The organism is Bradyrhizobium elkanii WSM2783, assembly GCF_000472865.1.
Classification (GTDB): Bacteria; Pseudomonadota; Alphaproteobacteria; order Rhizobiales; family Xanthobacteraceae; genus Bradyrhizobium; species Bradyrhizobium elkanii_A.
On sequence record NZ_AXAP01000128.1, the window covers coordinates 1 to 15,451 of the forward strand.

General features: G+C 60.4%; 18 protein-coding genes and 4 pseudogenes. 2 read left to right on the forward strand and 20 right to left on the reverse strand.

Going from position 1 to position 15,451, the window contains the following annotated elements; all coding sequences use genetic code 11:
* Positions 1-296: 296 nt before the first annotated feature.
* The 17 genes and pseudogenes from YY7_RS0146505 to YY7_RS0146590 form a co-directional block, all read right to left on the reverse strand.
* Positions 297-1,361 (reverse strand): IS630 family transposase, encoded by a 1,065-nt coding sequence (locus YY7_RS0146505; protein WP_028169004.1) that lies wholly within the window; start codon positions 1,359-1,361, stop codon positions 297-299.
* A gap of 387 nt (positions 1,362-1,748) precedes the next feature.
* Positions 1,749-2,198 (reverse strand): Rieske (2Fe-2S) protein, encoded by a 450-nt coding sequence (locus tag YY7_RS0146515; protein WP_028169005.1) that lies wholly within the window; start codon positions 2,196-2,198, stop codon positions 1,749-1,751.
* Between the two features lie 129 nt (positions 2,199-2,327).
* On the reverse strand, positions 2,328-2,540 hold the full coding sequence (locus YY7_RS0146520) for a hypothetical protein (RefSeq protein WP_028169006.1): 213 nt from the start codon (positions 2,538-2,540) through the stop codon (positions 2,328-2,330).
* A 40-nt stretch (positions 2,541-2,580) separates the two neighbouring features.
* Positions 2,581-3,768: a DegT/DnrJ/EryC1/StrS family aminotransferase gene (locus tag YY7_RS0146525; RefSeq protein WP_051397321.1), complete on the reverse strand. Its 1,188-nt coding sequence runs from the start codon at positions 3,766-3,768 to the stop codon at positions 2,581-2,583.
* An 11-nt stretch (positions 3,769-3,779) separates the two neighbouring features.
* The gene (locus YY7_RS0146530; RefSeq protein ID WP_028169008.1) at positions 3,780-4,049 is read right to left on the reverse strand and encodes a DUF6129 family protein; all 270 of its coding nucleotides are present in this window, start codon (positions 4,047-4,049) and stop codon (positions 3,780-3,782) included.
* A 34-nt stretch (positions 4,050-4,083) separates the two neighbouring features.
* Positions 4,084-4,441, reverse strand: a pseudogene (locus YY7_RS64130) (hypothetical protein).
* A gap of 14 nt (positions 4,442-4,455) precedes the next feature.
* Positions 4,456-4,695, reverse strand: a complete 240-nt coding sequence (locus YY7_RS0146540) for a nitrogen fixation protein NifZ (protein WP_028169009.1) — start codon at positions 4,693-4,695, stop codon at positions 4,456-4,458.
* Positions 4,692-5,012, reverse strand: a complete 321-nt coding sequence (locus YY7_RS0146545; RefSeq protein ID WP_028169010.1) for a nitrogen fixation protein NifZ — start codon at positions 5,010-5,012, stop codon at positions 4,692-4,694. Before YY7_RS0146545 ends, YY7_RS0146540 begins: the two co-directional genes overlap by 4 nt.
* Positions 5,009-5,696, reverse strand: a pseudogene (locus tag YY7_RS55560) (4Fe4S-binding leucine-rich repeat protein). The gene YY7_RS0146545 and the pseudogene YY7_RS55560 overlap by 4 nt, the downstream one beginning before the upstream one ends.
* The gene (locus YY7_RS0146555; RefSeq protein ID WP_130229981.1) at positions 5,686-6,222 is read right to left on the reverse strand and encodes a hypothetical protein; all 537 of its coding nucleotides are present in this window, start codon (positions 6,220-6,222) and stop codon (positions 5,686-5,688) included. Before YY7_RS0146555 ends, YY7_RS55560 begins: the two are co-directional and overlap by 11 nt.
* Positions 6,223-6,562: 340 nt before the next feature.
* Positions 6,563-6,787: a YfhL family 4Fe-4S dicluster ferredoxin gene (locus YY7_RS0146560; protein WP_028169012.1), complete on the reverse strand. Its 225-nt coding sequence runs from the start codon at positions 6,785-6,787 to the stop codon at positions 6,563-6,565.
* A gap of 12 nt (positions 6,788-6,799) precedes the next feature.
* Entirely contained in the window at positions 6,800-8,356 is a 1,557-nt protein-coding gene (nifB, locus tag YY7_RS0146565; RefSeq protein WP_028169013.1) for a nitrogenase cofactor biosynthesis protein NifB, read from the reverse strand.
* A gap of 279 nt (positions 8,357-8,635) precedes the next feature.
* Positions 8,636-9,495 (reverse strand): annotated as a pseudogene (locus YY7_RS59610) (SIR2 family NAD-dependent protein deacylase); the annotation flags it as partial.
* Entirely contained in the window at positions 9,492-9,713 is a 222-nt protein-coding gene (nifT, locus tag YY7_RS0146575) for a putative nitrogen fixation protein NifT (RefSeq protein ID WP_028169014.1), read from the reverse strand. The pseudogene YY7_RS59610 and the gene nifT, both read right to left, overlap by 4 nt.
* Before the next feature lie 4 nt (positions 9,714-9,717).
* Positions 9,718-10,902, reverse strand: coding sequence for a cysteine desulfurase NifS (gene nifS, locus YY7_RS0146580; protein ID WP_028169015.1), 1,185 nt, complete (start codon positions 10,900-10,902; stop codon positions 9,718-9,720).
* A gap of 10 nt (positions 10,903-10,912) precedes the next feature.
* Positions 10,913-11,203: a NifU family protein gene (locus YY7_RS0146585; protein ID WP_028169016.1), complete on the reverse strand. Its 291-nt coding sequence runs from the start codon at positions 11,201-11,203 to the stop codon at positions 10,913-10,915.
* A gap of 16 nt (positions 11,204-11,219) precedes the next feature.
* Positions 11,220-11,543: a HesB/IscA family protein gene (locus YY7_RS0146590; RefSeq protein ID WP_028169017.1), complete on the reverse strand. Its 324-nt coding sequence runs from the start codon at positions 11,541-11,543 to the stop codon at positions 11,220-11,222.
* Positions 11,544-11,821: 278 nt separating this feature from the next.
* On the opposite strand from YY7_RS0146590, the gene YY7_RS0146595 reads away from it, so the two are divergent.
* Complete coding sequence (locus YY7_RS0146595) at positions 11,822-12,412, forward strand: hypothetical protein (RefSeq protein ID WP_028169018.1); 591 nt, start codon at positions 11,822-11,824, stop codon at positions 12,410-12,412.
* Between the two features lie 15 nt (positions 12,413-12,427).
* Here YY7_RS0146595 and YY7_RS0146600 read toward each other — a convergent pair whose 3' ends face one another.
* Together YY7_RS0146600 and YY7_RS0146610 are read right to left on the reverse strand one after the other, a co-directional pair.
* Complete coding sequence (locus YY7_RS0146600; RefSeq protein ID WP_028169019.1) at positions 12,428-12,835, reverse strand: Rieske (2Fe-2S) protein; 408 nt, start codon at positions 12,833-12,835, stop codon at positions 12,428-12,430.
* 679 nt (positions 12,836-13,514) lie between these two features.
* Positions 13,515-13,991 (reverse strand): Wadjet anti-phage system protein JetD domain-containing protein, encoded by a 477-nt coding sequence (locus YY7_RS0146610; RefSeq protein WP_028169021.1) that lies wholly within the window; start codon positions 13,989-13,991, stop codon positions 13,515-13,517.
* Positions 13,992-14,126: 135 nt separating this feature from the next.
* Here YY7_RS0146610 and YY7_RS0146615 point away from each other — a divergent pair, with 135 nt between their 5' ends.
* Positions 14,127-14,756, forward strand: a complete 630-nt coding sequence (locus YY7_RS0146615; protein ID WP_028169022.1) for an FMN-binding negative transcriptional regulator — start codon at positions 14,127-14,129, stop codon at positions 14,754-14,756.
* 210 nt (positions 14,757-14,966) lie between these two features.
* On the opposite strand, the pseudogene YY7_RS59615 reads toward YY7_RS0146615, so the two are convergent.
* A pseudogene (locus YY7_RS59615) lies at positions 14,967-15,451 on the reverse strand (IS630 family transposase); the annotation flags it as partial.

Here is a 15,451-nt window from a genome sequence, read left to right on the forward strand (position 1 = left end):
CACGGTCATGGCGGGTCCAAGCTCCTCTATGAGCGGTGATCTTCGCAATCACCGGACTTACCATGACCGCTCCAGCCTCTCAGGCTTTTGCAGAACCTTCCGCACACTACCTTCGGCGCGCGCAGTTTCGTTGGCGACCGTCTCCCGCGATGCAGCGCACATGCAGGCCAGCCGGGCGTCCAACCCTCCGCGCCGACGAGAAAACCGAGATGGAGCTGCCGCGGCCGCTGGAATCGCCCTTCTCGGGCGTATAGAGTTTTGGTTGGCCAGTCCATTCGGCGAGCTAGTACCCGGAATCAGAGCTGAGTGATACGGCGGCCTTTGAACCGGCGTTGACGGACCTTTTTCTTGGTCCAGACGAAGGGCTCGGCTTTGTCGTTGTAAGCGTTGACGTAGGCATCGATGTGGTCCTGAAGCTGCTTGAGGCTTGTGAAGGAAGTGCCGCTGAGCGACTGCCCCTGCAAGATCGAAAACCATACCTCGACCTGACTGAGCCAGGACGCACTTGTCGGCGTGAAATGAAATTCCACGTTGGGGTGGGCATTGAGCCAACGCTCGTTCTTCTTGTGGGTGTTGAGGTTGTCGAGGATGACGTGAAGCTTCCGGTTTGGAAAAGCCGCGGTGACGCTGTTCATGAAATCGAGAAACTCGACGCGGCGACGTCGTTTTGAGTGCGTTGCGATGATCTTTCCGGTGGCGACTTCGAGCGCCGCAAACAGCGTTGTGGTGCCATGCCGCTTGTAATCGTGGCTCTGACCAGTCAAGGCGCGGCCATTGGGCAACTTCAGATAACCCTGCGTTCGCTCCAAGGCCTGGATCGAGGGCTTCTCGTCCACGCACAGCACAATGGGCTTCGCCGGCGGGGCGACATAGAGGCCGACAACATCGGCGGCTTTGGCCGTAAAGTTCGGGTCGTTGCTCTCACACCAGGACTTGCGAGCCGCGAGGTCGATCTTGTGGCTGCGCAGGAACCGCCAGACATATTGGACGTCAACATCGCCCAGCGCCTCGGCCAGCAGGGGCCCGGTCCAGCGTGCGAACCCTTCCGGCGACGGCTTGTCCAGCAGCTTCAAAATCCGCTCGTCGGTGGCCTTCGTATAGATCGGCTGCTTGCCCGGTCGCGCCTTGTCTTGCAGCCCTTCAAGGCCTTGGTCGGCATAACGATNCCGCCAAAGGCTGACAATCCGCGGCTGGACCCCAACTTCCTTGGCGATCGATCGGGTGCTGCGCCCATCCGCCGCCAACAGAACGATCCGCGCCCGCTTCAAATCGCGCTGCAATGTCGTCGGCGAGCGACAACACGCCTCAAGCAGCTTGCGATCTTTCCGCGAAAGGTGGACTTCTCTTGCTTCGGGTATCATCCATATCTTGAATCACGACTCACGATCCAAGAAAAGTGGGTACTAGCACTTGAACACCTCCTTGGGCCGCCGAGATCATTCGGATGCGGGCGCGAATGATCTCCGTTTCAGGGTAATGCGTCCATGCGCGATAAGAGCTGGCGACCGGGCGTTTGATCCTCGCAAAGCCACCAACGCACGCGAACATCGAATGGATGCGCGTCTCGCTGTTCGAGTATCGCCGTACCATTCATACTGGGCTACAGGATAACCCGCCGGCCTGCCCGGCCCTTGATCATAACAAATCCGAACGCAGCGATACGCGACAGACTTGCGCCGATGTTCATGCGAATGACGGCGCTTTCCCTTAAAAGACTCCTTAAGTCCACGTTCATGAGATCAAGCCTGTTAATCTGGATGGATCATGATGTCCATGGTTTCGTCGCCATCCTCGAACGGACCGGGAAAGCCGTTGTCCTCCACCAGCTTCACGGCACACAGGCAGACGTCGCCGCCGATCACGGCGAGCGCAACCGGCTCAAGGGCTCTTCCGTTACAAGGGCCATCGATGCAAAACCCGCTGTCGATCTCGAAGATCGCTCCGTGCCGGCCGCACCCGAGAAAGGCGCGGTCGGGCGAGAAAAATTCGCCCGCACGGATGTTGAGCCAGACGCCGTCATGTGGGCAGCGGTTGACATAGCCGTGATAATCATTGCCAACGGTCCGAACCACAACAATCGGAAACGGCCGACTCTCACCGCTCTCGTCGATCCGTGACAGGCTAAAGCCCCTCGCGCTGCCCCGCTCGATTGCATCGGCGGGGCAGACGGCGAACACCTCAATCTCTTGGCTGCCCATGTCGCGCTGCTCCCTTGCTCATGCGCCGTGTTTTCCTGCGCGAAAGACATCGACGGCGGTACCGGTCAACCGAAGGACGCCAATTCCACCGACCAGCTCCTTGTAGGCATCGACGGCCCGCTGAGAACATCAAATTGCATTGAGCTTCTCATTGTCTTCCCGCACCACCCTCAAGAGTTCCTCGTGGCCTTGCCGGACGAACAGGCCGGAGCATCCGCGTGTGGTCTGCCCCTGCATTTGTCCGGAAGTGGCGATCTCCGGGTTCTGCAGCACCGCCAAAAGTGACGTGGCGTGAATGACGTCGATTATCTTGTCCAACGGTGAGACTGTGCATGTCGACATTCAAGCCTGCCTTGCGCCTCGCATTGACAATTCCTCGTTGCTAATAAATTGCTGCGCCAGCGCCGATGTTGATGGATGCGTCCTTCATCGTCTCCACGATGAACTCGATCTGCTCGTCGGTGAGGTGGCTGTGAAACGGCAGTGCCAGGGCGCGATCGGCGATCTTTTCCGCAACCCGGAAATCGCCATGACGATAGCCAAGTTCGAAATAATGCCGCTGCAGATGCAAGGGATAGCAATAAGCGGCGGCCTCGACCTGCTCGATGCGGAGGTCATCGACAATGGCGTCGCGGCTGGATCGCGCGAAGCGCGTTCCGAGATGGACGAGATAAAGAAACCAGTTCACCTCGGTCACATCGGGACCGACATAGGGAGGCTTGATACCCTCAAAGGATTGCATATGCGCGTTGTAGAGCTGTTCGACGAGTCGGCGCCGCTCCAGGATCTCCTCGAGGCGCTTCAGCTGCGCAAGGCCCAGCGCGGCTGTGAGATCGCTCATGCCGGCCTGGTGGGGCGCTGCGCTGCTGACGACAACGGAGGAGCGCTCATCCAGCCGATGCGCGCGATGGCGGCGCAAGCCAACGGCCATGTCGATGTCGTCGGTCACCACCATGCCGCCTTCGCCGCAGGTCAGGGCCAGTGGCTGGGCGAAGTCGAACACGGCGATATCGCCAAAGCGGCCGACGAGTTCGAACTTGTATCGCGATCCGATCGCTTCGGTTGAATCCTCCAGGAGCGGCAATTGATGGCGCTGCGCGATCGCGCGCAGCTCCGACCATGGCGCCGGATGGCCATTGGGGTTGCCACCAATGATCGCCCGCGTGTTGGCCGTGACACGCTCTTCGACCTTCGCCGGAGCCAAGGCTCCCGACCAATAGTCGACGTCGGCAAATACGGCCCTCGCGCCCACGAGACTGATAGCATGCACTACCTCGCGAAACGAATAAGGCGAGGCAATCACCTCCTGCCCGGGTCCGATGCCGAGCGCTTTTAGTGCAAGCAGAAGCCCGATGGTGCCGCTGGGGACGGCAACGGCATATTTGCGCCCAAGGTAGGCGGCGAAGGCTTTCTCGAAGGCCTCGGTGATGGGCCCATTGGAGACCCGTGGCGAACACAGCAGCGCTTCCACGGCGGAGAGCTCGGCGGAGGTGATATCGGGATCTGAGAGCGGAATGAAGGGTAAATCGGCGTCGACCGCGTCCGTGCCATCGTCGCGATGCCCTACCAGTCCAACGCCGATCACCGTCCGATCCTCCTTGCCGCCAGCAGGATGCCAATCGCCCGCACCGGATCGGCCGTGATCTCTAGGCAGCGATCGCAGCCATCGATCAGATGCAGATCGAAATTCGGAAGACTCCGGAATGGTCGCTCCGTCACGTCAGAGGCATCACAGCGTGTCGCGGCGAGGTGCGGAAAGCGACGCCGCAACTCGAGAACCGGATCTGCATCAGCCTGCGCCGCCGCGAGCACCCGTTCGATTTCCATCAATTCGTCTGTGCCAAGCGCCATCGCGTCTCCCATATAATTGGACCCTAAATAAGCTTCATAGCCAGAACAGCCGCTCGGGATCTGTGTTCAAATCTTCGATCGCCGAGGTCAGCCGGTGGTAAATGCTATAAAACTCCCAGATTCCGTTTGCGTGGTTCTTGCGAAACAGCTTCCACATGCCGCACACCATGTCGTAGTGGATCAGCGCGGCATCGATAAGGCCGCCATCGGCGTCGATATTGCGAGAGCAGCAGGGACTCTCGATCAGATAGCCGCCTCACCGCCTTCACATGCGGCGAGACATAGCGATAGCGCTTGCGCGCGCTTAAGGCGCGCTCGATCCGCTTGCAATCGAGCTCGTTCGGGTGAGGGATCATCCTGACCGCTGCCTTTCTCATCACCGCGGCATTCATCGCCAAAGGCCCCCTCATAGCACTGTGATTTCTTCTTCAAGACAGCCGACGACCATCCGCTCGCCGAACTCGACGAGATAGATTGGCACGTTGCCTTCCCTATGCCTGCCGACCTGCACGATCTCGCCGATCCCTCCGGCGCCGATCAGGAGTCTATCGGCCGGTGCATTGGGAAACGAGCCGTCATTGATGAGGTCGACCGCTGCCTTGACGCGCTGGCCCCATTGGTATTTCGGCAGTCTCGAGGCGATCATGGGCCGGCCTCTTCAGGCAACGGCAGATCCAAAAGCTCATCGCGCCCCACCTCCGGCTCGAGCTCTTTGCGCTTCATGCCGACGCGGTTGCCGCTTTCGAGAAATTGAACGCCATAGATGTAGAACTGCTGCAGGAAAGTGCCGATTGAGACGACGTAACCCACCTCCCCCTTTTTGACGAGGATCTCGCCGATCTCCTTGCCGGCATATGTCCCGTCATTGCGGATGGTACGGCTGGCCTGCACCTTTTCGCCAAAGCTGAAGAAAGGCGGCCCGGTCAACTCGACCACCTCGCTGTCGCGAACGATGTTGCTCATGTCCCACTCTCTCTCGGTCGTTCGGGCCGGATGGCCACGCGCGCGCGGGCGACTTCCTGCACCATCGAGTCCTCGTCTTTGGTCAATTCCGCTAGCTCGGCCGCCGTGCGATCTCGAGGCGCACGGTGCCATCGGGATCATTGACCATGCCGAGCAGCCACTCATTGGGAACACGGATCGCAACCACGCGGCGCACCTCGGGTTCGTCATCGCTCATGAGACGCCCAAGCAGCGCCCGCGCGATCCGGCTCGCCACCACCAGGCGGACGTAATAGTCCTGGTCCGAGATCATCGGCGCCAGCTCCCATCCAGCAAGGTCGCAACCCGCATCCTAACCTTCCGATGCAGATCGTTGCGCAGCCGCAGCACTAAGCGCTTGGGCAGGCGCCGCGCGGCGTTCCAGCGCACGGTTTCCTCAGCATCGTCGGGCAGCATCGGCAGCAGAAACACGCTGGCGTGGTTGGCTGCGATCGCGCGCACCTCAAAATGTGGATGGGTGATGTAGGCGTCGGCCAACGCCGGATTCCAGTAGAAGAAGCGGTCGATGCGGCGAGCATAGCGGTCGTTGACGCAGGCGTGCATCAAGCGGCAGCCGCCGCTGGCCCTGAGCCCGATATGAGTGCAGGTGCCGCAGTCGACCTCGTTGCCCAGCCAGTCGCGGGCCTTATCGATGTCAATCGTCATCGTCCTGCCCCATCCGCTGCAGCACGTCCAGGAGCACCCTGGCGCCGATCTTGTCGGTCGGCTCGAGCTGCACGAGCTTGCTGGCGGCCGCGCGGCCTTCATCCAGATTGCCGAGCCGCAGCTGCAGGTACGCGTAGGCTTTTAGCGAAAATAAATAGAAGCGCGACAGGATGTTCTCGTAGCAATCGAAAGCAGCGTCGCCCGCGCTGACCCGCCGCCAATCGTCAGCGAGACCGTTTTCGCGCGCTGCCTTGGAGATACAGAGCTTTGCCACCTCCAACGCCTCGGCCAAGCGACCTTTGTAGAAATAGAAGCGGTAGATTCCGATCAGGACGGCGGCGTGGCCCGGCGCTAGCGCCTGCGCTTCGTGCAGGTGCCTTTCCGCGATCGCATCCACGTGATAGAGGAGCCCGGCCTGCCACAGATGATCCTCGGCTTCGCGCGGCAGGCCTTCGCCGAGCAGCGTGCGCGCAATCAGCGCCCCTTCGCTCCCGGACAGCGGATTGCCGGCCCCAGCGAGGTTCATTGGCAGCTTTCCTGTTCTAATGGGCAGCCTTTGCGGTATCGCTGGAGCAGCACACCTGCTTCTTGGAAGATCGGCCCGCTCTGCGCAGCAGTGTCGGTCAAATCGATCGTGACACCGCCAAGCATTAGCGGCTCCCGAATTGAGGCAATCTTGGCCCGTTCCGCTGGAGGCCTTGCTGACCGGGCCGAGGTGCCGGCGCAACACCTGTCTTGGCGGACAAATCCAAGCAACCACCGCCTGTAACGGCGAGGCGGAAGCTGCGGCCAGCGGTGCGCAGCGCGAAAATCGCGAGTTTTTCAGCGCTGGGCGCCGGCGTAAAGGTCATGGGATCGGCCCCTATTTACGCGCGCGCCTGGTAGCGCGGCAACGAGGTGTCCAAGACGCAGGTGTTATCGACCGGGCACACCGCGACGCATTGCGGCTCGTCAAAATGGCCGACGCACTCGGTGCATTTTTTCGGATCGATGACAAACGTTCCGCCTTTCTCCGAGATTGCGACATTGGGACATTCGGGCTCGCAAGCCGAGCAGCTCGTGCATTGCGAGGCGATGATCTTGAACGGCATTGACCTTCCCCCTTAGGCGGCCGGAATCAGTGCGCCCTGGCGGATCGCCGCCTCGCCCCGCTCGGTATGCTGGATTTCGCCGCTTTGCACCTTCTCCAGATAGGACTTGAACCAGGCGATCGCTGATTTTTCGATGAACTCATGGGCGTATTGGTCGACTGGCTCGATCCCGGCCTTCAACAGATTGCTTTTCGGACAGCCGCCGATCTTGGCCACTAATACCGCATGGCAGTCGTTGATGGCGCTGATGACGGTGGCAAGGCGCTCCTCCTCGCCACAGCCGCCCCGGCAATAGTGATCGACGCGGCGATGGCCGACGAATTTGGCGCCCGTCGTGGAGAGTTCGTACACCTGGAACTCTTTGGCGTGACCGAAATGCTCGTTGATGACGCCCGCGCCCTTCGTCGCCACGGCAACCATGGGCTTGATGTCACTCATTTTGCTGGCAAGCTCGACGATCTCTTCCTGCTTGCCAGCAAGCTTGGCAACGCGCTCCTGCTCGATCTTGGCTTGATAGGCCTTGCGCATCGGCAAGTCATATTTGACGTCCATGGCCATAACCTTCTCGGTAGTGAACTCCGCGCTGCGGTCCTCGCCGAGCAAGCCGACAGCGTCGGCGCGGCACTGCCGGCAATGCCGCATCAGGTTCATCTCGCCCTCGCAGGCATCCTGCAGTGCCTTTAATTCCTGCGCGGTTGGCCCCCGCTGCCCGTTGAGACCAAACTCCGTGCCGTGCTCGGGCGCGGAGATCAGCGGCATTATGTTGTGCAGGAACGCGCCGCGCGATTTGATCGCCTTGTTGACCTTGACCAGATGCTGATCGTTAATACCCGGGATCATCACCGAATTGATCTTGCATAGGATGCCCCGCTCGGTGAGCATCTCGAGGCCTTTCAGCTGGCGCTCGTTGAGGATCTTTGCGGCTTCTAGGCCGGTGTAGCGCTTGTGGTTGTAGAAAATCCACGGATAGATTTTGGCGCCGATTTCGGGATCGACCATGTTGATAGTGATGGTGACATGATCGATCTTGAAGCGGGCGATCGTGTCGACATGGTCGGGTAGCATCAGGCCGTTGGTCGACAAGCACAGCTTGATGTCGGGAGCAGCCTTGGCCACCAGCTCGAACGTCTTGAACGTCTTTTTCGGATTGGCCAGGGGATCGCCGGGCCCCGCGATGCCGAGCACAGTCATCTGTGGGATTGTGGAGGCGACCGCCAGCACGTTTTTCGCCGCCTGCTCCGGCGTTAGTTTTTCGCTCACCACGCCCGGGCGCGATTCATTAGCGCAATCATATTTACGATTGCAGTAATTGCACTGCATGTTGCAGGCAGGCGCGACCGCAACATGCATGCGCGCGTAATGATGATGCGCTGCTTCGCTGTAGCAGGGGTGATTCTTGACCTTCTCCCAGATCTCGGTCGGCAGATCACCCTGGCCGGCCTGCGAGCCGCAGCTTGCCTTGCCCCCGCCGGACCTCCCGCAGCCCTTGCGCGCGGCGATCTGCATGACCTTGCCAATGTCGACCGCGCTCCCTGCCGAGCTTGCTTCGTCCAGCGCTGATACGTTCATCCTTCCATTCTCCCTGCAGCGGAAACTGAAAAGAAGATTTGCAACTCGCGTGCCATGGCCGGACTTGCGAGCAATTTTGATCTAGGTCAAAAGCTGAGCCGCTTACCGCCCTCTGCCGTGAAAGCGACGGCCTTCTGCACGACATTAGCAATGTTCGAAGTGTGCCAGGCGTCTCGATCCCGACACAGAGATGAACGTACTCATTCCCTGGCGCGAACGAAAGACAACTCGCGTGCGCCGGCACGCGAGCAACATCGACACCCGTATACCGGTCTGTCGGCCGGCGAGCAGGATCTCGATCGCGCGCGGGAGCGGGATCGCAAGCGGCGTCAGGCCCTGTTCGACCAGAAAACGCAGTTCATTCCTGGACAGCACATCTGGCTCCACGATGGCGTAATGAACACCGGCCAAGCGCTTGGTGAGCTGCCGCGCATAAGTTCGCAGCAGCTGATCGTTGAAGCGGCAGCCGATGAAGAGAAAGCTTCGGCCACTGCGCCGCTCTTTCACCACATCGGGGATCGGCGTCTGAATGTCGATCTCGGTCAGGACCTCGACATAGTCGGCGTCAGAGATCAGGAAGTTCCTTGCGGGCAACACGCCGCCGTGCGGCTTATAGAGGACCGTGCTCCAGCTCTGCGCCGCATCATGGTCGACCTCTCCGCCCGCTGCATCATAGAAGCGATACCAGCGGTCCTCGCCGAGGCCGGCGCGGGTGATACCCTGCACCTCACCCCATCCCTCGCGCCTGCCAAGCGCCCCCGCATCGCACCGTCATACCAGGTATCGACGATGACAGGCAGGGGCAGCACGGCAAGATGATGATGCAGCGGCGTCGGCTCGACCGGCGCAGCAAAGGCCAGCGCCATCAATGCCGTCACGGTGGTGCGATGCTTGTTGCTCTCGATGTGCTGCGCAGACGCCCAGATGTTGCCTTTGGCCCGGCGCGGCAGCGCGACCTTGCTGGCGAAGAAAGCAGCCAAGGCGTCCGGCGTCATCGGCGCATCCGGTTTGGACACATCAGCGAGGCCAGGTCCGAGATAGGGAATAATGCTGGCGGTACGCAGCCTCCTCGCTATGTCAGTGAGAATCGCCTCCGCATCGGCCGCATTGACGAAGTCGGTTTGCGCCATCGCCTTCATCGGCCGTCGCCGTCCTCGCCACGCTTCCTGGCATTGATCGTGATCGGCAGCGACGTGTCGCTTGCCATCTCGGGTAGATCGAGCACCCAGCCATTGCCTATTCTGATCCAGCCACCCCACAGCGTCTCGCGCTCCGATTCCACAATTGGCTCCTCGAGATCTTTTTTCGGCACATAAATCGACAGGCCCTCCGGAGAGCGGCGAATCATGACTTTCATAAGATCAACTCGTGCATTGGGGCGAAGCGCTGGTGGGGTTGGGAGGCTCTTGTGACATGGCACGCAGATTAGCCAGGATGCGCGACAGTACGCGGACGACCTGATCGACGTCATCGGCCGTGGTTTCACGCGAGAGGGAAAAGCGTACCGCGCCGCGCAGGCTCCTTGCCGGCACGTTCATCGCGCGCAGCACATGCGACGGCTCCATTGACCCCGAGCTGCAAGCCGATCCGAGCGAAGCGGCAATGCCCGCTCGGTTGAGATGGTGGACGATTGCTTCGCCTTCGAGATCTTCGAAGGCGATGCTGGCCGTGTTCGGCAGGCGGTTGCTGACATCGCCGAGCGGGATGCAGCGGCCGTTGTGCAAAATCGTCTGCTCCAGGCGATCGCGCAACGCAGCAATGCGAACACGCTCCGGCTCGAGCCCCTCCGCCGCAAGCTCTGCAGCTTTTCCAAGACCGACGATGCCGGGGATGTTCTCGGTTCCGCCGCGGCGCCGTCGCTCCTGTGCCCCACCCCAGATCAGCGGCCTGAATTTCGTGCCTTGTCGCAAATAGAGCGCGCCGATTCCCTTGGGGCCGTGCAGCTTGTGTGCGGACAGCGAGAGCATGTCGATAGCACTGTCCTTCAGGTCGATGGGCACCCTGCCTATGGCCTGCACCGCATCGGTGTGAAACAGCGCACCTGCCGCGCGCGCCAAGCCGGCCAGAAACTCCACCGGGAAGATCGTGCCGGTCTCGTTGTTGGCCCACATAACGGACGCAATCGCCGTGCGTGGTCCAAGCGCCCAGCGAAACGCCTCGAGGTCGAGGCGGCCGCGCGAATCCACCGGGATCACATGCGTCTTGATGCCCGTTAACGCCAATTGCTCGACCAGCGTGAGGATGGCGGAATGCTCGACGGAGGTGGTGACGATCTCGTCGCGCCCTTGCTGGGTCGCGAGCGCAGAAAGGATGGCGGTGTTGTTGGACTCGGTCCCGCCGGAAGTAAAGATGATCTCATGATCGTGGGCGGCTCCCAGCAAACTCTGCAGGCTGCGGCGTGCCTTGGCCACCGGGCCTGCGATCTCGCTGCCGAAGGCGTGGGCGGACGAGGCATTACCGAACCGCTCCGTGAAGAACGGCAACATGGCTTGCAAGACACACGGATCTGTCCGCGTGGTCGCATTGTTGTCGAGATAGATCGGCACAGAGCCTCGCTCAATGCTGCGGATTGGCGCCGCCGGCGACCGGGATCAGGCGAACGAATTCGCCGAGCCCTTGGACCAGCCGCGCCTGAATGCTTTCTAGCGTCGCGCTTGAAAGCTTGCAGAACACGCAGGCACCGGTCAGCTTGACCGTGATCTTGCTGCCGTCGATCCCAACGAGCTGACAGTCTCTGCCGTCGCGTTGCAGATTGGGCCGAATCTCCTCGATCACAGCCCGAATGAGTTGTTCACGATCGGTCTCAACGACCGACCGTTGCTTCAGCTGTTCCGGTTCGACCAGCATGCTTTGATTTCTCTTTTCATCTGCTGAAGGATTTGCCGCAGGAGCAGCTCGAGCTAGCGTTTGGGTTGTCGAAGGTGAAGCCCGAGCCCTCCAGCGCCACCACGAAATCGATCGTCGTGCCGGCGAGGTGCTCATGGCTCTTATTGTCGACGAACACCTTGATCCCGTCGCGCTCGATGACGGTGTCGTCGGGCTTTGCCCCGTCGGCGAGGTCCATCTTGTATTTGAATCCGTCGCAGCCGCCGGCCTCGACCATGATGCGCAAGCCGCTCCTCGGCTGGGCCGAAGCCGAGATCGCGCTCTTGACCGCATTCACTGCGCTATCCGTCAGATTGATCATGGCACCTTTTGTTTTCCAGAGTCATTTGCATCGAATTGGCAAGTCGCATGCCAGAGCGCAGGCGCTTGACACTGCTCACATTCTTCAAAATCGGGCTGTTGGCTTTGCGACGCGTGTCTGGTTGCTGACAAAGGTCTTCGAGGGATCGCGGCGGCTTTGCGTGTCTTCTTTATGGATTCCGCCGAGAAAGGGTTACGCCCGCGGCGGCAAATGATTTGCATTGCGTCTCCCACCGCCGGGGTGCCCGGCGGTGGTCTTGGATAGAGGGATGATTTTTGATGACTGCAATCGAGAACACCGCGCTCGGCCGGTTGGAGAAGGAAGGGCGCCTGCTCAATCCCATATTCAAGGGCGGGACCACCAAGCGGGGCCGGTTCGGCTTTCGTGGCGATATCGCACTGAAATTTCAGGCCCAGGTCGCGGACGAGAAGCGGCCGCCCCACTATTCGATCGAGCAGGTACTGACGGTCGTGCAGGTCGGCGAAAACATCATTCCGGTGCTGGCCGGCTATCTGCACTGCTTCGCTTATCTTGCCGATGTCGCAAACGTTCTTGAGAGCGCGCTAAGCCCTGACGGCAGCTACTTCATGTTTTGCAACAACATAGACCTGTTGGCGAAATATCGAATCAAGCTCGCTGGTATCACCTTCAACGTGCTGCCGTGCGATGAATCCACCGTTTGGAAGGAGATGATGGACCTGGTCGGGGTCGACAAGAATGACATCAAGAAGCTCGATGCGCCCGGCAAGCTCGACTACCTGCTCGACGCGGCCAAGGATGTCGATGCGTCCTATGACGAGATCTCTTACGAAGAAGGGCTGAAGAGGATGGAACCCGTGAGAAACCGCAACGAGAACCGGCCGGTCTGAGCGCCGGCTTCAGCTTTAGCCAGAGGAAACCTCCTCCTCGACAAGCCGCACGCCGGTCACGCAGATATCGCCGTCCAGCACCGTCAACGCAACCGGCGTGAGCCGGCTGCCCTTGCATGGGCCGTCGACACAGCGGCCGGTGCTGAGCTCGAAGGTCGAGCCGTGCTTGCCGCACATCAGCCGGATGCCGCGGGGATCGAAAAACTGGTTGCGTTCCCAGTCCAGATTCACGCTGTTGTGCGGGCATTTGTTGAGATAGCCAAACACCCGCTTGCCCCAGCGCACCACGACAATGGGCCACGGCCTGTGGCTGCCGTCTTCGTCGACGATCATGAGGTAGAAGCCCATGGCGCGCTGGCTTGGAATATCGTTGAAGCCGCAGATCGCATAGGCGGTATTCGGCTGCGTCCGCTGCGCGTTCATGACAAGACAACTTTCAATTGATCACCTTGCGATCAGCCTTGCAAAAATCGCGCAAAGTACCGGGGCGCCTCACCTTTTGGCAGTCCCGTGCGCTGCGTCGCAAGCGATACCACAACTAATTGCGACCGGTGCACAATGGATGGATTTGCGCGAGCATGCGCCCTTGAGACAGTTAATCCAGTGAGGCGAGGTCTCGACTCGGCGACACCGCGTCAGCATCACACAACATGAAGAAGTTCACACCGCATATTGTTTTCTGCAGGACTAAATCGTTCAGAGACCCAAAGGATTGAATGACCCCCTTCCCCCCACTGGGAACAAGGACGAGATCGGGATTCAGCAAGCGCACGAGATCTGGCCGGATGGCGGATACTTTTCAGACTGGCTAGTCCCGATGGGGGTCGCATCGGAAGCTTGTCGGCAGATGATAGCTCGCATCGTCGCCGACAACGGTCAGTCAAAGATCGACTGCATCTTTCGCCGGACCAAGACGGCAAGGTCCATCCTTTGTCTCGCGTTTTGCCCGACCGTCGCAGCGCCCCCCGTGACCGGCAACCCTGTAGTCATGCATTTGAAGGTTGGCACTGTCGTTCAAGTCACAACGGAGAATCCGATTTCCTATGCGCTTGGAACCGAGTTGACGGTTCTCAATCGCATGATACCGACGGTTCTCGGCCAGTTAGACTAGTGCTGACCTCCGAGCGGTGACTTGGGGCAAGGCCGGGTCGAGCTCTTCCTGCTCGAGGATCTTGGCGCCCTCCCCCGCCAGATAAGCGGCGAGCGCAGCTATGCCGGAATCCGATGGGCATCGCGCTGGTGCGGCCTTTTTCGGCGGAACTTGTCCAGATCGCTTGGCGATTTCGATGCTCATGAGGTGGGGACGGATCGGGCGTCCGATAGCGCGCTCGATCATGCGGAAGATCCAGGTGCCGTCCGGATCGATGTCCGACCAGTGGAAGATCGGCGTGCATTCGGACACCATTCCCGCGATGACCCGTAGCGCCTCTTGCGTCGCGAGCGAAGGATATCCGGTCGCCCCCTCTTCGATCAACGTCATCCGGGCCGCCGGTGCCAGCTGGACAATATCGGGCTCGTCATGGGTTACGCCGCGCTGGAAACCCGCCAGATCGAGCGCGGCTGTCAGCTTCTGGCTCAAGCCGTCGATTAGCTTCGTTCGCGGCGATTGTCATAGCCGCATGCCCCTACAGCTGGACGAGCAAAATCAGCGATAACTGGCAGTTTCGATCGTGCCAAGCTGGGTCTATGTCAGGGCTGAGAACGGAGAACCGACATGTATGTGCCCCCCGCCTTCAAAGATGACGAAGTCGAAAGCATCCGAGCGACCATCCGCTCCGCCGGCCTCGCCAACCTGGTCACGGCCACCGCGGACGGGCCGCTTGCGACACCCTTGCCGCTCTTCCTCGAGGAGACCGAAGGACAGCACGGAGTTCTGTACGGGCACTTGGCGAAGAGCAATCCGCAATGGCGCGCGGCCCCGAACGGCGAGGCTCTGGCGATCTTCATGGGTCCGGAGGCCTACGTGACGCCCTCATGGTACGCCACCAAGCAAGAAACCGGGAAGGTGGTGCCGACATGGAATTACATCGCCGTCCACGCGTACGGGCCGGTCGAGTTCTTCCAGGAGCCCGAACGTCTGCTCGAGGTGGTCACACGGCTGACGAACGTCCATGAGACGTCGCGTACGAACCCATCGGCTGTCAGCGACGCACCCGCTGATTTCATCGCCGCGCAACTGCGCGGTATCGTCGGGGTGCGCATTCCGGTCACCAGGTTCGAGGGCAAGCGCAAGATGAGTCAGCATCGGCCCAAGGCAGACCGCATCGGCGTCGCCGCCGGCCTTGCGGCGAGCGAAAAACCGCAGGATCGGGAAGTGGCTCCCCTCATTCCGATTCAGGCCTAGAGGCCATGACTTTTCTTCGAATCGTGGTCCCGCTCTATGGAGCATGATCGTTTCGGAAAACCGGTGCCCACTTTTCCGGATCATGCTCTAAGGCGAGCGCAAGAGCGCTGGGTGTCGAACTCAATCGGTCGTATAGAACGCTTCCCGAATGGGATTCGAGATCGGGCCGGAGCCAATAATCGCCGTCTGGGTCATTGCTAGTACCCGGAATCAGAGCTGAGTGATACGGCAGCCTTTGAACCGCTTTTGGCGGACTCGTTTCTTCGTCCAGGCGAAGGGCTGTGCTTTTTCATTGTAGGCGCGGATGAAGGCATCGATGTGCTCCTGGAGCTGCGTGACGGCGGTGAATGATGCACCGTTCAACGACTGGCCTTGCAGGATGGAGAACCAGGTCTCGACCTGATTGAGCCAAGATGCCCCGTCGGCGTAAAATGAAACTGCACCAAGGGGTGCTTTTTGAGCCAGCGCTCATTCTTCTTGTGCGTGTTGAGGTTGTCCAGGATGACGTGAAGTTCGCGGTCCGGAAAGCTGGCAACCAGCCGGTTCATGAAGCCGAGGAACTCCATGCGGCGGCGGCGCTTTGAATGCTCCGCGATGACCGTTCCGGTGGCAACCTGGAGCGCGGCGAACAGCGTCGTCGTGCCATGCCGCTTGTAATCATGGCTTTGGCCAGTCAAAGCCCGTCCGTTGGGCAG

Coding starts and splice junctions, on each gene's coding strand:
- YY7_RS0146515 (WP_028169005.1), bottom strand. CDS start 2,198: ATGGGCAGCCAAGAGATTGAGGTGTTCGCCGTCTGCCCCGCCGATGCA.
- YY7_RS0146520 (WP_028169006.1), bottom strand. CDS start 2,540: ATGTCGACATGCACAGTCTCACCGTTGGACAAGATAATCGACGTCATT.
- YY7_RS0146530 (WP_028169008.1), bottom strand. CDS start 4,049: ATGGCGCTTGGCACAGACGAATTGATGGAAATCGAACGGGTGCTCGCG.
- YY7_RS0146540 (WP_028169009.1), bottom strand. CDS start 4,695: ATGATCGCCTCGAGACTGCCGAAATACCAATGGGGCCAGCGCGTCAAG.
- YY7_RS0146545 (WP_028169010.1), bottom strand. CDS start 5,012: ATGAGCAACATCGTTCGCGACAGCGAGGTGGTCGAGTTGACCGGGCCG.
- YY7_RS0146555 (WP_130229981.1), bottom strand. CDS start 6,222: ATGAACCTCGCTGGGGCCGGCAATCCGCTGTCCGGGAGCGAAGGGGCG.
- YY7_RS0146560 (WP_028169012.1), bottom strand. CDS start 6,787: ATGCCGTTCAAGATCATCGCCTCGCAATGCACGAGCTGCTCGGCTTGC.
- nifB (WP_028169013.1), bottom strand. CDS start 8,356: ATGAACGTATCAGCGCTGGACGAAGCAAGCTCGGCAGGGAGCGCGGTC.
- nifT (WP_028169014.1), bottom strand. CDS start 9,713: ATGAAAGTCATGATTCGCCGCTCTCCGGAGGGCCTGTCGATTTATGTG.
- YY7_RS0146585 (WP_028169016.1), bottom strand. CDS start 11,203: ATGCTGGTCGAACCGGAACAGCTGAAGCAACGGTCGGTCGTTGAGACC.
- YY7_RS0146590 (WP_028169017.1), bottom strand. CDS start 11,543: ATGATCAATCTGACGGATAGCGCAGTGAATGCGGTCAAGAGCGCGATC.
- YY7_RS0146595 (WP_028169018.1), top strand. CDS start 11,822: ATGACTGCAATCGAGAACACCGCGCTCGGCCGGTTGGAGAAGGAAGGG.
- YY7_RS0146600 (WP_028169019.1), bottom strand. CDS start 12,835: ATGAACGCGCAGCGGACGCAGCCGAATACCGCCTATGCGATCTGCGGC.
- YY7_RS0146615 (WP_028169022.1), top strand. CDS start 14,127: ATGTATGTGCCCCCCGCCTTCAAAGATGACGAAGTCGAAAGCATCCGA.